The organism is Escherichia sp. HH091_1A, from assembly GCF_030295175.1.
GTDB classification, from domain to species: domain Bacteria; phylum Pseudomonadota; class Gammaproteobacteria; order Enterobacterales; family Enterobacteriaceae; genus Escherichia; species Escherichia coli_F.
Genome location: NZ_AP025747.1, coordinates 3,857,701 through 3,877,302, shown reverse-complemented (window position 1 = coordinate 3,877,302; position 19,602 = coordinate 3,857,701). Strand labels below are relative to the sequence as shown.

The following is a 19,602-nucleotide window of genomic DNA, read 5'->3' as shown; positions in this document are numbered from 1 at the left end:
CGTCAATGTAGCACGCCTTTTTCATCTTCGACGTGCGCAGATACGCATTATTCTTTCGCCGGACAGCCATGCTCGCTAAACGGCCCAATCATGACCGACGGCCCGAGATATTTCGGCTGTCGATGGAGGATTTTCGCGTCAATCACTGCGCTGACGCGAGCGAGTTTCTCCCGCAACTGAGTATAAAAACCATGTTTCATATTCAGGTCTGGTGCGTTAAACCCGATGGCATCGATGCCGTACTGTTTTGCCAGCCAGATGGCGCGTTGGTTATGAAATTCTTGCGAAATAATAGTGATATGGCTTTCACCAAACACCTTTTTGGCACGCACCACCGAATCAAGCGTTGAGAATCCGGCATAGTCGCAGAAGATGACTTTTGCGGGTACGCCTTTAGCGATCAAAGCCTGCTGCATGCCTGAGGCTTCATCGTAATTTTTACGTCCGTTATCGCCGCTCACTAGTAGCCATTTCACTTTTCCGGCGTGGTACAACTCTGCTGCGGTATCAATACGTCGGGTAAAGTAGCGATTACCCGGCCTCGCCCCCAGCAATAAACCCACGTTACGCGCCGGAACGGCGTTGACATCGCTCCAGGTCAGCTGCTTGCTGGCGTTGACCATAACGCGATCGGCAATAAAAATGGTCGCTCCTGCTATAAGCAACAATAAACAGCCAAGCTTTAGAGTCCGGCGAGAAAAACAAATACGGAGAAGAAGGCGGGCAAAGGCGCGCAGCATGGTCGTTATCCTTAACGAAAGGGGGGAGGTCGATTTTAGGCGCTAAAGGAAGAAAAGATAACGCCTGACATCATTTTCAGATTTTGTCCTGCCCAAGCGACAACTGCGTTAGCCACAGCCGGGTGTCGAACTCAAGCTGGTGGTACTGCGGTTCCATATGACAGCACAACTGGTAAAACGCTTTGTTGTGCTCTTTCTCCTTCAGGTGCGCCAACTCGTGCACCACGATCATGCGCAAAAACGGTTCCGGCGCGTTGCGAAACACGGTAGCGATGCGGATCTCTGCTTTTGCTTTCAGCTTGCCGCCCTGCACACGCGAAACAGCGGTATGTAACCCGAGCGCGTTTTTCAGCACATGGATCTTGTTGTCATACATCACTTTATTGATCGGCGGGGCATTGCGCAGAAACTGATTCTTCAGATCCTGAGTATATTGCCAGAGGGCTTTATCGGTGGCGTAGTCGTGCGTTCCTGGATAGCGTTTTGCCAGCACATCGCCCAGACGCTGTTCATTAATCAGCGTGCGCACCTGGGAAAGCAACTGTTCGGGATAACCCTGAAGATAAGTAAGATTGCTCATAACCGCCCACGAAAAAGAGAAAAAGGGTATACTCACGCACCCTTTTCAGGGGCAACGTCGAAATTTTATCATTCAGGAGGGCCGATGAGCCACTTAGACAACGGTTTCCGTTCACTGACACTACAACGTTTTCCGGCGACGGATGACGTTAACCCGCTACAGGCGTGGGAAGCGGCAGATGAATATTTGCTGCAACAGTTGGACGACACAGAAATCCGCGGCCCGGTGTTAATCCTGAATGATGCCTTTGGGGCGTTAAGTTGTGCGCTGGCGGAACATAAGCCGTACAGCATTGGCGACTCATACATCAGCGAACTGGCGACGCGCGAGAATTTACGCCTCAACGGGATTGATGAATCGAGCGTGAAGTTTCTCGACAGCACCGCTGACTACCCGCAACAGCCGGGCGTGGTGCTGATCAAAGTGCCGAAAACACTGGCATTGCTGGAACAGCAACTGCGCGCATTGCGCAAAGTAGTCACGCCGGATACACGTATTATTGCCGGTGCTAAAGCCCGTGACATTCACACCTCCACGCTGGAACTGTTCGAAAAAGTGCTCGGCCCGACCACCACCACGCTGGCATGGAAGAAAGCGCGCCTGATTAACTGCACTTTCAACGAGCCGCCGCTGGTTGATGCACCGCAGACCGTTAGCTGGAAGCTGGAGGGTACTGACTGGACTATCCACAACCATGCGAATGTCTTCTCACGCACCGGGCTTGATATTGGCGCGCGCTTCTTTATGCAGCATCTGCCAGAGAATCTCGAGGGTGAGGTTGTCGATCTCGGTTGTGGTAACGGCGTTATTGGCCTGACGCTGCTTGATAAAAACCCGCAGGCGAAAGTGGTGTTTGTCGATGAATCACCGATGGCGGTTGCTTCCAGCCATTTGAATGTTGAAACCAACATGCCAGAGGCGTTGGATCGCTGCGAGTTTATGATCAACAACGCGCTCTCCGGCGTGGAGCCGTTCCGCTTTAATGCTGTGCTCTGCAACCCGCCGTTTCACCAGCAACATGCACTGACCGATAACGTTGCCTGGGAAATGTTCCACCACGCGCGCCGCTGCCTGAAAATCAACGGCGAGCTGTATATCGTTGCCAACCGTCACCTGGATTACTTCCATAAACTGAAGAAAATTTTTGGCAACTGCACCACCATTGCCACCAATAATAAATTTGTGGTGCTGAAAGCGGTGAAGCTGGGGCGTCGTCGGTAAGATTGACAGCTACCTGCCGGATGCGGCGTAAACGCCTTATCCGGCAATGTCTGCCCAGTTCTGGAATCGCGCTTCCATAAAACAAAAAATCCCTGTCACCATCCTCTACATTCTCTTGTTTAGCGTTTTTCTACGTTTATTCTTCCGTCACACAGATAAATTCATCCGTTGCCAATCTGTCAACGGATGTTATCATGTTGCCAATTTGTCAACGGACGTGATGAAGAATGCACCTGATAACTCAAAAAGCATTGAAAGATGCTGCGGAAAAATACCCGCAACATAAAACGGAGTTGGTGGCTCTGGGGAACACGATTGCTAAGGGATATTTCAAAAAACCTGAGTCATTAAAAGCAGTATTCCCTTCTCTGGATAACTTCAAATATCTGGATAAGCATTATGTTTTCAATGTCGGGGGCAATGAATTACGTGTTGTAGCAATGGTCTTTTTTGAATCGCAAAAGTGCTACATACGTGAAGTTATGACGCATAAAGAATACGATTTCTTTACCGCCGTTCATCGTACTAAGGGGAAAAAATGATTGCGATTGCCGACATCTTGCAAGCAGGAGAAAAGCTAACTGCTGTGGCACCTTTTTTGGCGGGTATTCAGAACGAGGAACAATACACCCAGGCGCTGGAACTGGTAGATCATCTGCTGCTCAACGATCCTGAAAACCCCTTGCTGGATCTGGTGTGTGCCAAAATAACCGCGTGGGAAGAATCAGCGCCCGAATTTGCTGAATTTAATGCCATGGCTCAAGACATGCCTGGCGGTATAGCTGTGATTCGTACCCTTATGGATCAATATGGTTTAACCCTTTCCGATCTGCCGGAAATTGGCAGTAAATCGATGGTGTCACGCGTTTTGAGCGGGAAGAGGAAATTAACGCTGGAACACGCTAAAAAACTGGCAACGCGATTCGGCATTTCTCCCGCCTTGTTTATTGATTAACGCGACGTGCCGGATGCGTCACATCCGGCACTTCAAATAACGATTTAAATCTCCAGCGCCAACCGTGTTCCCTGGGCAATTGCCCGTTGTGCGTCCAGCTCCATAGCCACATCGCAGCCGCCAATTAAATGCACGGTTTTCCCGCTATCAATGAGCGGTTGTGCCAGCGTGCGGTTTGGCTCCTGCCCCGCGCAGATCACCACATGATCTACCGCCAAAATTTGCGGTTCGCCGTTGATCACCACATGCAGCCCTTCATCGTCGATCTTCTGGTAACTTACGCCTGGGATCATTTTCACGCCGCGCGCGAGCAGGGTGGTGCGATGGATCCAGCCGGTGGTTTTGCCTAACCCTTGTCCTGGTTTGCTGGCTTTGCGTTGAAGCATCACAATCTGTCGCGGGCTACGGGGGATCTGCATTCCCTGCGGGCTTAACCCACCACCCTGTTGCAGGCTACTGTCGATTCCCCACTCATTACAAAACTCGGTGATATTCTGGCTGGTGGACTCCCCTGGCTGACTCAAATACATCGCTGTATCAAAGCCAATCCCACCACAACCAATGATGGCGACGTTGTTGCCCACCGGCGCTTTGTCGCGCAGTACGTCGAGATAACTCAACACCTTCGGATGATCGATCCCGTCGATGGGCGGAATGCGCGGTACGATCCCACTGGCGAGGATCGTTTCATCGAACGCCTTTAACTGATCTGCGGTCACGGTGTGATTAAGTTTCAGTGTCACGCCAGTCACTTCGATCATCCGGCGGTAGTAGCGCAATGTTTCGTAAAATTCCTCTTTGCCGGGGATCTGTTTGGCGATATTAAACTGCCCGCCGATCTCGCTATGTGCATCAAACAACGTTACCTGATGACCACGCGCCGCCGCATTGATGGCAAACGCCAGCCCCGCCGGACCTGCGCCGACCACCGCCAGATTTTTTTTCTGCACGGCGGGAAGGATCGGCATTTTGGTTTCGTGGCAGGCGCGAGGATTCACCAGACACGAGGTGACCTTGCCGACAAAGATCTGATCGAGACAGGCCTGATTGCAGCCAATGCAGGTGTTGATCTCATCGGCTCGCCCCGATTGCGCTTTTGACAGCAGCTCCGCATCAGCAAGAAACGGTCGCGCCATCGATACCATATCGGCATCACCGCGCGAGAGAATATCGTCGGCAACCTGCGGATCGTTAATCCGGTTGGTGGTCACCAGCGGCAATGAGACGTGACCTTTCAGTTTGCGTGTGACCCAGCTAAATGCGCCGCGCGGCACTGGCGTGGCGATGGTCGGAATCCGCGCTTCATGCCAGCCTATTCCAGTGTTGATAATGGTTGCGCCCGCCGCTTCAATGGCCTGCGCCAGTTCTACCGTTTCGGTAAAAGTCCCGCCGCCTTCTACCAGGTCGAGCATCGACAGCCGATAGATAATAATGAAGTCGTTACCGACGCGCTCGCGCACCGCACGTACCACTTCAATAGCAAACCGCATCCGGTTGCGGTAATCGCCGCCCCACTGGTCGCTACGCTGGTTGGTGCGCAGAGTCAGAAATTCGTTGATCAAATACCCTTCAGAGCCCATCACTTCGACGCCATCGTATCCGGCCTCCCGCGCCAGTTGCGCGCAGCGGGCGAAATCGTCGATCAGTCGCAGGATCTCTTCATGGGTGAGTTCATGAGGAACGAAACGGTTGATGGGGGCCTGCAACGCGGAGGGCGCTACCAGATGCGGTTGGTAGCTGTAGCGTCCGGTATGCAAAATTTGCAGGGCGATTTTGCCGCCTTCCTGATGTACCGCTTCGGTAATGGTGCGATGGTGCGGGATCTGGCTGACGTCATTGAGCATTGCACCGCCTTCCATGCCAACGCCTGTTAAATCAGGTGCAATACCGCCGCTAACGATCAGCGCCACGCCGTGACGGGCGCGTTCAGCATAAAACGCCGCCAGCCGCTCGGCACCGTCCGGGTATTCCTCCAGCCCGGTGTGCATTGAACCCATCAACACGCGGTTTTTTAACGTGGTAAAACCTAAATCAAGCGGGGCAAACAGCGACGGGTAGCTCATAAATTATCCAGTATGTAAAATAATTGTTATGTGGTCGGATGAGTTCTAATTTAGCCGTCGCCGGGGAAAAGGGAAAAGGGGAATGCGGGGTTTGTGATGGGAATCAAAAAGAATACGCTGGTGGTAATGCCGGATGCGACGCTTGCCGCATCTTATCCGGCCTGGGGGAACGCACATGTAGTGCGGATAAGGCGTCCACGCCGCATCCGCCAGTGGCGCGGTGCAGATGTCGGATGCGATGCTTGCCGCGTCTTATCCGACCAGGGGGATTGCACATGTAGGGCGGATAAGGCGTTTACGCCGCATCCGCCAGCCGTTGCAAATTACTGCTTACGGAAAAAATCGTTATACAACATATACAAATGCGCGGCACTCCAGGAGAAATTTGGTGCGCCTTGCTGCGCGCCAGTCAGCGGGTTGTAATTCTCCTGAATCGGACCGTCGGCGGTTAATCCTTTGGCATGCTGGAAGAACGTATCCGCCAGTTTCAGGGCATCATCGCGATAACCGTAACGCTCCATTCCTTTCAGACCAAACCAGAACTGATCTACCCATACGCGCCCGCGCCAGTAGATATCCGCGCCAAAAGCCGGGTTGGTTAACGCCGCCGTTCCCAGCGGTACAAAGGTGTTGAACTCTTTGGTGTCCAGCATCACCTTCACCACCGCGTCGGCATTGGCCTGCGTTGCAGCACCGTTAAACAGCGGCGACCAGCCTTCAGGCCCTTTACCGCGCTCAACAATCGGTTTGCCCGCACAGCCGTTCGCCAGCGGTTTATCTTCAATGCGCACGTCATAGTAGAACTGCGTGGTCGGGTCGAACATACAGGTATTGATGTAGTCCGCGAGCTGCTGCGCCAACTGGCGATAGCGTTTGGCCTCTGCCGGCTTACCGAGGATAGTTGCCATCTCTGCCAAATAATGGTTATCGCTGTACATATAGCTGGCCTGATCCACCGACTCCTGCAATAGCGAGTAGCCCAGCAACGTTCCGTCCTGGCTGCGGTTCTCGGCGAATTTCACCGTCCAGTCGCTACGTTTGCCGCCGTTAGCGACATATTTATCCAGCTGTTCCTTGTCGATAAACCCAAAGACGGCGGCGTCATCACGGCCCGATTCCCACGACGCAGCAACTTGTGCCGGAATTTCCAGACTGTCGTACTGGCCTTTCTCCACCACGCGGGCGTAGTTGTTCAGCCCAGACAGCGTCTCTTCTTTATCGCCTTTTTTCACCGTAAACAGCATCTCGCCGCTCTCGGTGTTATGGGCTTTATCGCGGGTCGCGCCATATTCCGGCACGCCGTTGCCGTTATGATCGCGGTTACGTAACCACCAGTCGTGATAGGCCACCAGTTTCGGGTACATCTCTGCCAGCCAGGTTTTATCCTGGGTGACGTTGTACACTTCCATCACCGACCAGGCGGCAAGGCTGGGCTTGGTATTGCGTTCGTTCCAGTTGCCGCCATCGCCGCCACGCTCGGGGCTAAGGTTCCACGCAATCAGGTCGGGGACAAATCCCACATCCTGTGGACGCACGGTGTCGCCAGGTTGGATCTGCCAGGAGAAGACCGCGCGGATATTCTCTTTGGCGATGTCCGGATTGAAATGCGCCATCGCAAACGCCTGCTTCCAGGTATCCCACGGCCAGGTCTGATTGCCGGAGAACCAGCGCCCGGTCACCGACGGTGTGACGGTATTAAATTTCACCGCCCCGCCTGGCGAACGCCAGTTACCGTTGAGTGTTTCGATCGCTTTCACCGCGACGCGCGTCTGTTCCGGCGTCGCATCCGGATTGGTTAACCCTTTCTTCAGATACTCTTCCCAGCGTTGCTGCGAGGCGGTGAGATAAAACGCCGGACGCGCCAGAATATCGCGGATCTGCATTTCCTCTTTGCTAACTTCCTGAGCGGTCAGCAGATGGGAATAGGTGGTGTAGAGCGTCGTCGAACCGTTGATATGCGCCTTACTGGTAAAGCGATTACCGTTGATTTCAGTCTGCACCGGCAGGGATTTATGCACCTGATATTCTGATTCGCCGGAGGTCAGCAGATCCCAGGTGGCGCGCACTTTGCCAAAGGTGACTTTCAGGCCATCACGGGTGGCGCTGATTTTGCGCTGATAGTCAGGGTATTCGCCAGCAATGGTTTTATCGGAAAGTGGTTTCCCTTCTTTCGCTTCCAGTTTTTCCAGTAGTTCGCCGTCCCACACCAGATCCAGCGGTTTATTGCTGGTGATTTTGGTTTCCAGTAGTGACGTGCGCGGCGTGGCGAAGCGAAGAGTCATTTCAACCTGCACATCTTTTGCTGTCATTTTTTGTACCAGCGCGCCGGGAATACTGTATGCCTCCAGCGTGAAATTGACTTTCTTGCCGTCCTGCCAGACGGTCAGGCGGTCGAAATTGCTGGCCATAAAGTTGATGTATTCTTCTGTCAGCAGCGCAACGCCTGGAAAACCGCCCATGGTGTTCGGGCCGTCTGGCAACAGATGACCATGCCAGGATCCGAGATCGAAAAACGGATTAAAACGCTGGTGATCGTCGTAATCGTAATCCTTCATGTACTGCGGCGCGCCAGTACGGTTAATCACGTTTTTATAATTGTCGGCGTTAGCGGCATGGGCGGAAAAACTCATCAGCAGAGCGCAGGTTACTGGCGTTAAAATAGTTTTGATTTTCATGAAATTACAGTCCTTATTACCAGTAGAAATATTGCATCAGGAAGATTTGGTCGCTGGGATCGTGAGAGGCATTTTTCATGTAGAAGCGACTATCAAAAGCCGTTGCGAAACGTCCGCCGCCGTATTCGTACCAGATACCAAACTGCATGAAAGAGGTGGTTTCATCGTCAGCGTGGTCAGGGCGATGTTTGGCGTACGTGTAAGCGGTAGAGAGATAAATCCCCTTGAACGCTTCATACATGGCGCTCACCATCATCCCACTTTCACTTCCCGGTACGTCCAGCCCGTCGGCGCGTCCGGTATGGTGCCAGGCGCGAGCGGCAAAGTTAGGGGTAAGCAGGCCAGTGAGATAGAGTTGTCCGGTACCGTCGGTAATTTCCAGACCGTTCATCCAGGTGATGCCTTCGGCAAGGTCATACTGGATGTAACCGTTCATCATTGCCGGATAGGTGTATTCGTCGTCGTAGCGATCGTATTTGCCAAAATGTAGCCAGGCTTTGCTTTCATCATGATGTCCGGCAGGTGTGGCGGTGACGCTATAACGAAAGTTGCCGGTTAAGTTCTGTACCTTCAGCGCAGTCATAATGTCGCGGGTATTGGGAATGACGTAGCCCAGATCGGGCGTGAAATCGCCCCACCATTGCAGGTCATCCAGCGAGGAATCCTGACGCAGACTGAGCATGATTTCGGTGCCATCATTGGTACGATAACCGCCATAGAAACGGTTAATCCCACCTTCGAAACCACCCCAGCTATGGTCAGGCACCCAGGCATTACCGTCGTGGTCGGCCTGCACGGTCCAGCCTTCGCCGTAAATCAGGCCGAACCAGGAGCCGTACTTCATCTCCAGGCCACCTTCAATATAGGTGCCGTCGCTGTATTTATGTTTATTCTCACCCTCTAAATCCATATATCCACCAACCCCTAATTCGCCGTAAAAACGAAATGAAGGAGAAGATGTCGAGGTCATTGCGGGTGTTTTTGTGTCGTCATGTTCTGCCGGACGTGCTTCTTCAGCGGCCGCAGAAAAGGCGTAGCAAAACGGCAGAGCAAGTAATGCTCTGCATGGTGCAGTGATTAATTTCATTGTGTTAATCCATGAGCTAAAGAAAAAGTACAGCCTTTTATCGTTGTAATTATAAAAATATAAAGGCAGAAACTATTTTCCCTCTCCCCATCCAGGAAGAGGGAAAATGCCTGCTCATTTTTTATTATTCTGCTTAATCAACATTGCTGGCTGGCGTCGCTTCAATATGGCGCTCTTCAGCCGTTAATCCCTTTATATATTTACTGTATTTCCACCACGCAAAGCCGAGGAAGATAACAATACCGCCGACGTTATAAAAAATGATGGTCAGAATATTCGCGCCAGTCGGGAATGTCGAAGCGACAAACCCTACGGCAAATATCGCAATCAGCATTGAAACAACGATAATACCTGTGCGGCGGGAGCCCATACGGAAATCGCGTGGCAGGTGATCTAATTTGGCGCGTAAATTCAGGTAAGCCAACATGATGAATAACGGTGGAAGCATGGATGCTGCGGCGGTCATATTAATAATGGTATTCATCAGATCTTGCACGGTATTGGAACCGAGCATCGGGATAATCATCAGCGGGATGACAATCAGGAACTGGATCCATGCCGCGCGCGCCGGAACGCCGTTTTCGTTCAGTTCGACGGTTTTCTTACCAAAGATGCCTTCCGGGATTTCGGAGAAGAAAATTTTTACCGGCGTAGCGGTCCACATCAGCAGGGAGCCGAACATCGCGGTAAAGGACACCAGGCCAACAAAGCGATTCATCAACGCTTCCGGCAGACCAAAATACGCCGCCATGCCATGGAATACCTGCACCGATCCGCCGGTAAACTTCAACTCTTTGCTGCTAACGAAGACGTTAATCAGCACCGAGGAGACGGAATACAGTACACCGATAAAAATCCCGGCGAGAATGATCACTTTAACAAACGATTTTGAACCGCCTTTGACGTCGTTAACGTACACCGCGACAGATTCCGCGCCACCTGCGGCCATAAAGATCCAGGTAGTAACGCCGAGGAACGCCCAGTTAAAGTTAGGGATCATCGCGTCAACGGTGATCGGATCGGCAGGCTGTACGCCGCCAACCAGCGCCGTGCCTGCCAGTAAAATGTAGGAGAGCGTTAACAGCAGCATCAGCGTTGAAGTGACGGAGGTGATTGGCCCCAGCATTTTCGCCCCGTTGGTGGAAACCCAGGTGGAGAAGGCGAACAGCACCATACTGATAATGGTGGTGGCAACCGGTGTCATAATATATTCGTAGCCGAGGAAAGCATACGAGGCGTAAGCAATAACGCGCGGCAATAATGAGGTGAAAAAGAACAAGTTTACGAACCAGTAGGTATAGGCAGTAATAAATGCCCAACGTCCGCCCAGCGAACTTTTTACCCACGCGTAGACACCGGCTTCCGAGTTTTTATTTAACGAAACAAATTCTGCGATGATCAGACAGAAGGGAATAAAATAAAAAATCGTCGCGAGGAAAAACATCGGTGCCGAGGCCAGTCCAAGCTCAATATTATTATTGATAACGTTGTTAAAGCTGTAAACGGCGGCAAAAGTCAGCGAGAGCAAGCCGAATTTGCCGATTGTATTACGTTTGGTATCAGACATAACACATCTCCGAAAATGAGTAGGGTAGCGGTGGCGGCAAACTCCTTATGCCGCCGTAATTGTTATTTGTTATGGAAATAACCATCTTCGATGGTGACTTTGAGAACGACTTTTTTGACCGCGTTATTACAGATAAATCGATACGCTTCATGGATATCACAAATAACGATTTGCCCTTCGTGGACCTCAACGGCTTCTCCGCAGCCTTTTAGATATTCACGGTCAGTTTCATCACGATAATATTCCACTACCTGTAATGTCTCTTTCGGCGCATATTCAATTTTTTGTTGTCCTTGCAGGTAGTAATGTACTTCAAAATAGCGTCGATGCCCGGTAAATAGCGCATCGGTCGCGGAGTCTGTCTCCACGCGGTAAGTCAATGAGTCACCGATGGAGTGGGCGACGCCAGGCTGAATGTTGTCGATATTTTCAATCGCTTCAACGCAGCGTTGCCACTTTTTGCCAGAGGCGTAAATCTGGCGGAACTGTTCTAAGTTATCGATGATCCTCATTGCTTATTCTCGCTGTGCAAATTCGTGGAAAAGAACCCTGCGCCGAACTCATACGACGCCAGGCTTTGCGCGGTAGCTTCTCCGCCAGAAACTGGCAGCAACGTAAAGCCGTAGCTGAAGTCACGGAACCTGACGCGCCAGGTGTCCAGCACTTCGCTGCCCCAGGAGTTAGAGCCGAGGCCAAGCAGTTGGTGGTCAAGATTCAGGGTGATGTCATCACTGCGCTGCAGTTCGTTACAGTGCTGGGCAGCGTGGATGTTTTCCTGGGTGTAGTGCCAGGCGCTGAAGTTAATGGGGCGCTGCGGAACCACCAGCAGACCGTTGCCGTGGCGATTAGTGAGTGCCGTCCAGCGGACATGCTGACGGTTGCCGTTGTTCTGCGGGAAGGGATAGTTCTCGAACATGGCATCGACGGTACTGCGCCAGATATCAATGATGTTAGCCTGCTGGCTGTCGGCGTAGTTTTCGCCCGGTCCACGTCCGTAATATGCTACCTGGTCGTATTCGCCGTTAATCCCCATGGTGAAACCGATGCACGGAATGATGTGCGGATAGTCGCCGTAACGTTCGCCGGAAAGCGCCACATTAACCTGACCATCGGCAGCGATGCGCCAGATGTAGGTACAGCGCATCCCGAAGTCAAACACCGGTGGGGCAATAACCGTGCGGCTGATGATCAACACTTCATCATCACTTTGCTCAACGGCAAAGTCGCGCAGATGTTCCTGCATAATCTGCAAATGGTTCGGTTGCCACAGTCCTTCGTACTCCTGCTTGTGGTTGTCGATCATTGGCTTGAAGAAGTTGATCTTTGGCTCGCGGGTCAGCAGCGACTCGCCATTCACCTGCCAGGATGTCGGTTTGCCACTCATTTTTGAGAAGGTGATCGCGAAGTTGTAGCCGCGAATGGTGCAGCCCAAGCGATCGTCTTCCAGCGTCAGCGGACGCGCATTATTTGGCGCGAAAGATACAGGCTGCGCGGTATTTTCCTTCAGCGGGAACTGATAAGTGGCGATAGGGTGCCCGGCGTCGCTGTAGCGGGTGCGGGAATCCTTGGTCACTGTAATGTTGAGGAACGCTTCACGGGCATCCAGTTGCGGCAGCGTAATGTGCAAGGGCGCTTCGCTGTTCGGTGCAACGTCGCGCAGTTTAATCTGCTGCGTCGCGAGTGTTTCACCTTCGGCGCGCACTTCTGCGTGCAGAGTGTAGTCATCAAGCGTGGTAAACCACAGTTTATTTTCTACTTTCAGCTCGCCGCGAGTCAGATCCAGCGCGTGGATTTTTACCGGCGCGATAACCTGTTTGTACTCTTTCAGTCCCGGCCCCGGCGTCTGATCGGAATAGATCAAACCATCAAGACAGAAGTTATAGTTGTTGGGATAGTCGCCGTAGTCACCGCCGAATTTATACCAGACATTGCCGTTGTCATCCTGCGCCTGGATCCCGTGGTCGCACCATTCCCAAACATAATGTCCCTGAATGCAATCGTGCTTATAGAATACGTTCTGGTACTCCGTCAGCCCGCCCGGACCGTTCCCCATCGCATGGGCGTATTCACAGATGATGCGCGGCTTCGGATGCGGATATTCACCAAACTCATTCATCAGCGGCACGCGGGTGTACATGGTGGAAATAATATCGACCACTTCAGCATCGCGATCTTCTTCGTAGTGCACCAGTCGTGTGTTATCCAGCGCTTTCGCTGCGTGGTACATCGCGCGGATGTTACAGCCATAGCCGGATTCATTGCCCAGCGACCAGATGATGATCGACGGATGGTTTTTCTGCGCGTGGATATGGCGAACAATGCGCTCGACGTAGACTTTTTCCCACTGCGGATCGTCGGTAATACGGCTGATATCGCCGACATTAGCAAAGCCGTGCGATTCGACGTCGGTTTCCGCCATCACAAACAGGCCGTAGATGTCACACAGTTCGTAAAAACGCGGATCGTTCGGGTAGTGAGCGGTACGCACGGAGTTGATGTTGTGCTGCTTCATCAACTGGAGATCTTTCTCGACGCGATCCATTCCAACGGCGCGGCCTTTGCGATGATCGTTGTCGTGACGGTTGACGCCGTGCAGCATCACATAACGGTTATTGATCCAGAACAGACCGTCGCGCACTTTGATATCACGGAAGCCAACGCGTTGTGGCACCACTTCCAGAACGTTGCCGTCGGCGTCTTTCAGCGTCATGACCAGATGGTAAAGATAAGGGGATTCTGCTGACCATTGCTGGGGCTGTTCGACAGTAAAAGCAAAGCTGGCGCTGGTCAGTTTTTCAATTGCCAAATGATCAATGGTGCTGCTGTGCACCACGCGTTCGCCATCAAACAGGGTATATTCCAGCGTCGTTACGACAGGGGAGGCTGCGAGATTTTCCAGCACCACTTCGCAGGAAAGCGTGGCATCGCAATAGGCTTCGTCAAAGTCGGTACGCACGGTGAAATCGTTAATATGCGTGAGTTGTTTACCGACCAGATAAACATCGCGGAAGATCCCCGCCGACCACCACATATCCTGGTCTTCCACGTAGGTGGAGTCCGCCCACTGCATCACGCGCACACACAACAGGTTGTCGCCGGTTTTTACCATTGCGCTGATGTCAAACTCTGCGGTCAGGCGACTGCCCTTGCTGAAACCCACATACTGACCGTTAACGTAGACTTCAAAATAGGTTTCGACGCCGTCAAATTTAATCAGCGTCTGTTTACTCTGCCAGCCGTCACTGAGGGTGAAAATACGTTGATAGGCACCGGTTGGGTTATCGCTGGGAACAAACGGCACATCGATAGGGAACGGAAAACCTTCGTCGGTATATTGCAGTTTGCCGTGGCCTTCCATTTGCCACATGGCGGGGACGGTAATATGCCCCCAGTCAGCCATTAACTCAGAGGTGAAGGCTTCTGGCACTTGCAGCGGATGGTCAAAAAAGTGGAAATTCCACTGACCACTTAAGGGCAGAAACAGGCTGCTGGTTTCGCGGGCAAAGGTACGCGCTTGCGCAACAGAATCATATGAAAAAAAGTACGCACGCGGCGCAAGTCGGTTTTCGTGGGTGAGCTGAATGTTTTCCCAGCGATTCATAGGGCCTCCCGGTAGAGAGAAATCGGAACCATTCATGGTGATGGTAGTTTGTGTAATTGCTGGGGAGTTTAGTAAAATTTTTACTAAAATATAGCGAGTAAATGCATTTACTTTAACTGGATCACGAAAATAAACGGCAGCACTGTCCGGCAAAAACGATTGCCGGACAGTGTGTAAGGGGATTTAACGGGTCGTGCCGCGCAGTTTTAATTTGCTGGGAACGAAGACTAACAGCGGCAGCGCGCGACCATCGCGGGCTTTTTCATACACCAGGTTAACGCCCTGGCTTCCCATCATCTCGGAATGGATGCGCACGGTGGAGAGCGGCGGAAAGGTAAATCGTGCGGTGGGGATATCGTTAACGCTGATAAGCGAAATATCCTGTGGGATGTTCAGGCCACGTTCATGAATTGCCCGCAGTACGCCGATAGCAATGGAATCGGAAGCAACAAACAGTGCCTTCGGATAGTCTTCCTGCGCCAGCATCTGTTTTGCCAGTTCATAGCCCGACGAACTGGAAAAACCGCCGCGCCAGATATCCTCTTCGCGTACCACTTGTTTCAGTCGGCCATATTCCGCAAAGGCGACCTCACGAATATCCGCCTTGCCAGGCTCATCTTCACCGCCAATAAAACCAATACGATTAACGCCCTGGTTGATATAGAAGTCGATGATTTCTTTACTGATACGTGCCAGATCGATATCCACCGCATCGTAACCGCTGCCGGGTTCGTGAAAGTCGATAAAACAGATATTGTCGGTCAACGCGCAGGCGGCGGCGCGCAAGGCTGGCGTGGGTTTGCCGACAATCAAAATACCGGTGACGTTTTTAATGTCTGGCAAACCGTTGTGTTCATAACAGTTGGTCAGTTCGATCGCCAGTTTTTCGCACTGGGTTTCAATGCCGTGGCGGATCGCCAGATAGTAAGGATCGTTGATTTCCAGCTCTTGTTGGTAGCTGTAGATAGCCAAAATATGGTGCTGGTTGACTGCGCCTGTCTGTAGTTTACGGGCGCTACTGGTCTTGTACTCCAGCTTTTCGGCGATCTCGAGAATACGATGTTTCGTCTCTTCTTTCACATTCAATGTCGGATCGTCATTTAAGACCCTGGATACTGTCGCCAGGGATACGCCAGCTTCGATTGCGATGTCTTTTAGTGTTGCCATGTTTACCTTTTTTACTTTCCCTGATGTGCGCCCCCATTGTAGAGGAAGTGCTTATCGGGTCACCTGTTTTCAGTAAATAAAGCGCGGTTCTTTGACGCTGTAACGGTAACACAGCGGCTTACGAATGTGATCATGCCTGCATTCTCCATTTTTAGCCTACAGGATTGAGAAAATTTTTTGCTATAGTTTAGTAAAATTTTACTTGAAGGGGGATAACAATGGAAACCGTGGCTTATACCGATTTCGCGCGTCTGGAAATGCGCGTTGGAAAGATTGTGGAAGTTGAACGCCATGAAAACGCTGACAAGCTGTACATCGTACAGGTTGATGTTGGTGAAAAAACGCTGCAAACCGTGACCAGCCTGGTGCCGTACTACAGCGAAGAAGAGCTGATGGGGAAAACGGTGGTGGTCTTATGCAATCTGCAAAAAGCAAAAATGCGTGGTGAAACATCGGAATGCATGCTGTTGTGTGCGGAAACCGATGATGGCAGTGAAAGCGTGCTGTTAACGCCGGAGCGGATGATGCCTGCGGGCGTACGTATCGTATAAAACAATCGGATGGTGACGTCGTATCGCCATCCGATTTGATATTACGCTTCTTCGACACTTACTCGCATGGCCGCCAGCGCCTTACGCGCCGCTTTGATCACCAGTTCGCACTGTTCAATGGTCAGTGTCAGTGGCGGTTCAATGCGGATCGTTTTGGCGTTATTGAGCGTTCCGGCCACCAGGACGCGCTGGCGGAACATCTCGCTGGCAAAGTTATAGCCGATTTCGTTATCAACAAACTCAATCGCCATCAACATCCCTTTACCACGCGCTTCCTGTACCAGATCGGGATATTCCCGCGCCAGTTGACGGAAACCGTCCAGCAACATATCGCCTTTTTGCTCAGCCTGAGCCGGTAAGTTCTGCTCCAGCAACACATTGATGGTCGCCAGCGCCGCCGCACAGGCCAGCGGGTTGCCGCCAAAGGTGGTGGTATGCAGGAACGGGTTGTCGAACAGAACTGAGAACACCTCTTCAGTGGCGATGGTCGCGCCAATCGGCATCACGCCGCCGCCGAGGGCTTTTGCCAGACACAGAATGTCCGGCTGAACGTTCTCATGCTCGCAGGCGAACATCTTGCCCGTGCGCCCCATGCCCGTTTGTACTTCATCGAGGATCATCAGTGCGCCGAACTCATCGCACAGCTTACGCACGGCGGTGAGATAGCCCGGCGGCGGCAGAATTACGCCACCTTCGCCCTGAATCGGCTCAAGGATCACTGCGGCAACATCGTCACCGGTTTTTTTGCACTCGTTAAGAGCCGTGCGCATGGCTTCGATATTGCCAAACGGTACATGACGGAAGCCCGGCAGTAACGGCATAAACGGTTTGCGGAAGGTCGATTTCGCCGTGGCCGACAGCGCGCCAAGTGATTTACCGTGGAACGCGCCGCTGGTGGCAATAAAAGTAAACTTGCCGCGCGGCGACTGATAAGCCTTCGCCAGCTTCAGCGCTGCTTCAACGGACTCGGTGCCGCTATTACAGAAGAAGCTGTATTTCAGCTTACCGGGCGTTAGCGCAGCAAGGGTTTTCGCCAGCATCGCCCGTAACGGATCAAGCAGCTCCTGGCTGTGCAACGGTTGTTTCGCAAGTTGATTCTGTACGGCGGAAACCACAACTGGATTACGGTGCCCCACGTTGAAAATTCCAAAACCTCCAAGGCAGTCGATAAACTCCTGTCCCTGGGTGTCGACAAGCGTATTTAAACCTCCCGCTTGCCACTCTACGGCTCCGTAATCCCCGCCGGCGGTAACAGATTTGCGATACTCTAAAAACCCCGGATTGACATGCTCTTTGAAGTATTCAATGACCTCTCGGTTAAGTGCTTTCATCTCCTCATGATCCAGCGTTCGCTTCTCAATGAGATTCAGGGCGTGGGCGCTGCACGCTAAAGCCGATGCGCTCGAAGGTAACCTGTTCAAAATATGCTCCGGAGGCTCGCGTATCACATGATACCGATTTAAGTATTGCAGGTATTGCGCCACTCCGGCTGCAATCGCGAAAATCGGGATAAACACAAATGTGGTTATCATTTACGCAATATTTAATGCTATTTGTTAACATTTGCTGTTATTTTGCACGGTCTATATTGGGTATGAATGTGGTGATCGCTGCGCAAATGCACGCTTTTAGGGCAATAAATGCCTGATTTTTGGGCAAGATAATTAACGTTTTCGTATAGTAACAGAGTGAAAGTATTTTAAATCAAGGTATTAGATTTGTGCTTTAATCGCAAATTGCGATCTAAATCAAATTAATCGGTTAAAGATAACCGCAGCGGGGCCGACATAAACTCTGACAAGAAGTTAACAACCATATAACCTGCACAGGACGCGAACATGTCTTCTCATCCGTATGTCACCCAGCAAAATACCCCGCTGGCGGACGACACCACTCTGATGTCCACTACCGATCTGCAAAGCTATATCACTCATGCTAATGACACTTTTGTGCAGGTGAGCGGCTATACCTTGCAGGAGTTACAGGGGCAGCCGCACAATATGGTGCGTCATCCCGATATGCCAAAAGCGGCGTTTGCGGATATGTGGTTCACCCTGAAAAAAGGGGAGCCCTGGAGCGGCATCGTGAAAAATCGCCGCAAAAATGGCGACCATTATTGGGTGCGGGCCAATGCGGTACCGATGGTGCGCGAAGGAAAAATCAGTGGCTATATGTCGATTCGTACCCGGGCGACGGATGAAGAGATCGCAGCGGTGGAGCCGCTGTACAAAGCGCTGAAGGCCGGACGTACCAGTAAGCGTATTCATAAAGGCCTGGTGGTGCGTAAAGGCTGGCTGGGAAAACTGCCTTCATTGCCGCTTCGCTGGCGGGCGCGTGGAGTGATGACGCTGATGTTTATCTTGTTGGCGGCTATGCTTTGGTTTGTTGCTGCCCCGGTGGTGTCGTATTTCCTCTGTGCATTAGTGGTATTGTTAGTAAGCGCCTGTTTTGAATGGCAGATTGTGCGCCCGATAGAAAATGTCGCCCGTCAGGCACTGAAGGTGGCGACCGGAGAACGTAATAGTGTTGAGCATCTGAATCGCAGCGATGAGCTAGGGCTGACATTACGCGCGGTAGGGCAGCTTGGCCTGATGTGCCGTTGGCTAATTAACGATGTCTCGAGCCAGGTATCCAGTGTCAGAAACGGCAGCGAGACGCTGGCGAAAGGCACTGATGAACTGAACGAACATACCCAACAGACGGTTGATAATGTTCAGCAAACGGTGGCGACCATGAACCAGATGGCGGCGTCGGTGAAACAGAACTCTGCCACGGCGTCGGCTGCCGATAAACTTTCGATCACCGCCAGTAATGCGGCCGTGCAGGGCGGGGAGGCGATGTCCACGGTGATCAAAACGATGGACGATATTGCTGACAGTACCCAGCGCATTGGCACCATTACTTCGCTGATTAACGATATTGCGTTTCAGACCAATATTCTCGCCCTGAATGCGGCGGTGGAAGCGGCGCGTGCCGGAGAACAAGGCAAAGGTTTTGCAGTGGTGGCAGGGGAAGTGCGTCATTTAGCCAGCCGCAGTGCTAATGCCGCTAACGATATTCGCAAGCTGATTGATGCCAGTGCTGATAAGGTGCAATCCGGTTCGCAGCAGGTACACGCCGCCGGACGGACGATGGAAGATATTGTGGCGCAGGTAAAAAACGTCACCCAGTTGATAGCTCAGATTAGCCATTCAACGTTGGAACAGTCCGATGGGCTTTCCAGCCTGACCCGTGCAGTGGATGAGCTTAACCTGATCACCCAGAAAAACGCCGAGTTAGTGGAAGAGAGTGCGCAGGTGTCGGCGATGGTGAAACACCGCGCTAGCCGACTGGAAGACGCGGTGACGGTGCTGCATTAATCGATATGCCGCATCCGGCGGTTGGCGCACAATGCC

At 52.1% G+C, this 19,602-nt stretch carries 15 protein-coding genes; 5 read left to right on the top strand and 10 right to left on the bottom strand.

The features are described 5' to 3' along the window. Positions 1–47: 47 nt before the first annotated feature. Together QUF14_RS19450 and QUF14_RS19445 are read right to left on the bottom strand one after the other, a co-directional pair. Entirely contained in the window at positions 48–740 is a 693-nt protein-coding gene (locus QUF14_RS19450) for a SanA/YdcF family protein (RefSeq protein WP_000942563.1), read from the bottom strand. A 76-nt stretch (positions 741–816) separates the two neighbouring features. Further along, on the bottom strand, positions 817–1,320 hold the full coding sequence (locus QUF14_RS19445; RefSeq protein WP_024212170.1) for a M48 metallopeptidase family protein: 504 nt from the start codon (positions 1,318–1,320) through the stop codon (positions 817–819). Between the two features lie 84 nt (positions 1,321–1,404). Here QUF14_RS19445 and rlmG point away from each other — a divergent pair, with 84 nt between their 5' ends. The 3 genes from rlmG (at position 1,405) to higA (ending at position 3,496) form a co-directional block, all read left to right on the top strand. Continuing rightward, positions 1,405–2,541: a 23S rRNA (guanine(1835)-N(2))-methyltransferase RlmG gene (gene rlmG / locus QUF14_RS19440; protein WP_000018674.1), complete on the top strand. Its 1,137-nt coding sequence runs from the start codon at positions 1,405–1,407 to the stop codon at positions 2,539–2,541. A gap of 227 nt (positions 2,542–2,768) precedes the next feature. Next, positions 2,769–3,083 carry a type II toxin-antitoxin system toxin HigB gene (gene higB, locus QUF14_RS19435; RefSeq protein WP_000550189.1) on the top strand — a complete coding sequence of 105 codons (315 nt, stop codon included), beginning with the start codon at positions 2,769–2,771 and terminating at the stop codon, positions 3,081–3,083. Next, positions 3,080–3,496 carry a type II toxin-antitoxin system antitoxin HigA gene (gene higA, locus QUF14_RS19430; protein ID WP_000560267.1) on the top strand — a complete coding sequence of 139 codons (417 nt, stop codon included), beginning with the start codon at positions 3,080–3,082 and terminating at the stop codon, positions 3,494–3,496. The genes higB and higA overlap by 4 nt, the downstream gene beginning before the upstream one ends. A 44-nt stretch (positions 3,497–3,540) precedes the next feature. Here the strand turns inward: higA and fadH are convergent, their stop codons facing one another. The 7 genes from fadH to ebgR form a co-directional block, all read right to left on the bottom strand. Then, the gene (gene fadH / locus QUF14_RS19425; RefSeq protein WP_100733924.1) at positions 3,541–5,559 is read right to left on the bottom strand and encodes an NADPH-dependent 2,4-dienoyl-CoA reductase; all 2,019 of its coding nucleotides are present in this window, start codon (positions 5,557–5,559) and stop codon (positions 3,541–3,543) included. A gap of 323 nt (positions 5,560–5,882) precedes the next feature. Then, complete coding sequence (gene ygjK / locus QUF14_RS19420; RefSeq protein WP_000695523.1) at positions 5,883–8,234, bottom strand: alpha-glucosidase; 2,352 nt, start codon at positions 8,232–8,234, stop codon at positions 5,883–5,885. Between the two features lie 16 nt (positions 8,235–8,250). After that, positions 8,251–9,321 carry a protein YgjJ gene (ygjJ, locus tag QUF14_RS19415; protein WP_000767639.1) on the bottom strand — a complete coding sequence of 357 codons (1,071 nt, stop codon included), beginning with the start codon at positions 9,319–9,321 and terminating at the stop codon, positions 8,251–8,253. Between the two features lie 133 nt (positions 9,322–9,454). Then, positions 9,455–10,888, bottom strand: coding sequence for an amino acid permease (locus QUF14_RS19410; RefSeq protein WP_001285446.1), 1,434 nt, complete (start codon positions 10,886–10,888; stop codon positions 9,455–9,457). Positions 10,889–10,950: 62 nt separating this feature from the next. Then, positions 10,951–11,400, bottom strand: coding sequence for a beta-galactosidase subunit beta (locus QUF14_RS19405; protein ID WP_001219950.1), 450 nt, complete (start codon positions 11,398–11,400; stop codon positions 10,951–10,953). Next, on the bottom strand, positions 11,397–14,489 hold the full coding sequence (gene ebgA / locus QUF14_RS19400; protein ID WP_001082913.1) for a beta-galactosidase subunit alpha: 3,093 nt from the start codon (positions 14,487–14,489) through the stop codon (positions 11,397–11,399). The genes QUF14_RS19405 and ebgA overlap by 4 nt, the downstream gene beginning before the upstream one ends. Positions 14,490–14,672: 183 nt before the next feature. Beyond that, a complete protein-coding gene (ebgR, locus tag QUF14_RS19395) occupies positions 14,673–15,656 on the bottom strand; it encodes a transcriptional regulator EbgR (RefSeq protein ID WP_000212435.1) in 984 nt (327 codons plus the stop codon). Positions 15,657–15,874: 218 nt separating this feature from the next. Here ebgR and QUF14_RS19390 point away from each other — a divergent pair, with 218 nt between their 5' ends. After that, positions 15,875–16,207 carry a tRNA-binding protein gene (locus tag QUF14_RS19390; protein ID WP_000450597.1) on the top strand — a complete coding sequence of 111 codons (333 nt, stop codon included), beginning with the start codon at positions 15,875–15,877 and terminating at the stop codon, positions 16,205–16,207. Positions 16,208–16,248: 41 nt separating this feature from the next. Here QUF14_RS19390 and ygjG read toward each other — a convergent pair whose 3' ends face one another. Next, complete coding sequence (gene ygjG / locus QUF14_RS19385) at positions 16,249–17,628, bottom strand: putrescine aminotransferase (protein ID WP_001297164.1); 1,380 nt, start codon at positions 17,626–17,628, stop codon at positions 16,249–16,251. 417 nt (positions 17,629–18,045) lie between these two features. On the opposite strand from ygjG, the gene aer reads away from it, so the two are divergent. After that, a complete protein-coding gene (aer, locus tag QUF14_RS19380) occupies positions 18,046–19,566 on the top strand; it encodes an aerotaxis sensor receptor Aer (RefSeq protein ID WP_000094709.1) in 1,521 nt (506 codons plus the stop codon). Positions 19,567–19,602: the final 36 nt, after the last annotated feature.